This window comes from Microcoleus sp. BR0-C5, assembly GCF_036705045.1.
Taxonomy (GTDB): Bacteria; Cyanobacteriota; Cyanobacteriia; order Cyanobacteriales; family Microcoleaceae; genus Microcoleus.
This window is the reverse complement of record NZ_JAUBTR010000197.1, coordinates 1-1,499: the sequence shown is the minus strand read 5'-3', so window position 1 is coordinate 1,499 and position 1,499 is coordinate 1. Positions and strand designations below refer to the sequence as shown.

Below are 1,499 nucleotides of genomic sequence, written 5' to 3'. Positions count from 1 at the left end.
TGAGTCGAGGGGGGATATTATTCCCCGCCCCTCTCAGTTAATTAGAGTCGATGCCTGTGTTACCACAGGACACCTCTCCTTCAGAACGCGGACGTGCAGCTTTCACTGCATCCGGCTCCTAGTCTGACACCTAGTAAGTCGGGTTTAACCCGCTGTTCGGACTCTCACCTGACCATGAACGGTCTGATGCTGGTGACATTCACGATGTAGAACTTCCAAATTTATAGGTTTCCAATTGTTATGGTTGCCGTCGATATGGTGTAGTTCTGCAATATCACCTGACATGAACGATAGATTACATGCTGTACATTTGTGATTCTGTTTCTTGAGAAGTCGTGCCGTTATCCCATCGTAGTGAGCATTCTCTCGTTTTGACCAATAAACAAAATCGCCATCATAGGGTGATTTATCTCCCTTGACAATGACAAACTTGCAGGCTGACCAACTAACCGCAGGAATTGCTCTTTTTATAACCTTATTGGTTTGATAACGGTTGTATCTTCCTTGTTTCCGAATGAATTTCCATAACCAATAGCGCAGTGACCACAGGTTGTGTTGACTCAGATCGCAGAATCTATGGTAATTTCTCCACCCTCTTACCACCGAGCCACACTTGTTGATTCGATGTTCGAGAGTGAAACGACTATCTTTTATCACTTCTTTAACTTTTGCCTTAATGCTAATTGTAGCTTTTTGACTTGGTGTTGAAATGAATTTACCATTGGGTTTAACTGAGAAGTTCCACCCAAGGAAGTCGAAACCATCTGTACTATGTACGACTTTGGTTTTGGCTTCTTTAACTTTTAATCCTCTTGTTTCCAAGAATTTATCAATGTGTCCTCGGAGGGGTTCAGGGTCGTCTTCTGGTTTCAGAATAAACACAACGTCATCCGCATAACGAAATCCAGTAATAGTGTCTATGTATCTGCCACCATTTCTGATTTTTAATCTGACCTTATGACCAACGTTCTCTAATCCGTGAAGGACTATATTTGCTAGTAATGGGCTGAAAACTCCACCTTGGGGCGTACCGGATTCTGATGAAGGAAATTCTCCTCTGACTCCAGCTTTTATTGCCCGAAATACCCCTTGTTTTGCTGCCTTTGGTAGTTGGACTGATTGCATTAAGAATTTGTGGTCAATCTTGTCGAAACATTTTTCAATATCCAATTCCAAAATTCTTTTTTCTAACCCATTACTGCTAGAGTTTAGATTATTGAATAATTGTCTCTGGATATCATGGCAGCTTCGGCTAGGTCTAAACCCATAAGAATGAGCGTTGAACGTAGCTTCTGCTACTGGTTCCAAGGCATATTTGATGAGACATTGATATGCTCTGTCGCTAATGGTCGGGATTCCTAGTCCTCTTTTAGTTCCGTCTACTTTTGGGATGTACACCCGCTTTAGAGGCTGATGTTTCCATTGCTTCCAGTTCTTAACTAACACTTCAAATAGTGCCAGTCTTTGTGAGGGTTCGAGGGCTTTCTTTCCGTCCACCC

The 1,499-nt window shown here is 42.4% G+C and carries 1 protein-coding gene; it reads right to left on the bottom strand.

Features of this window, described 5'->3' with window-relative positions; all coding sequences use genetic code 11:
- Positions 1 to 144: 144 nt before the first annotated feature.
- The coding region (ltrA, locus tag QUB08_RS31885; protein WP_333230286.1) for a group II intron reverse transcriptase/maturase at positions 145 to 1,499 on the bottom strand (1,355 nt) is incomplete at its 5' end.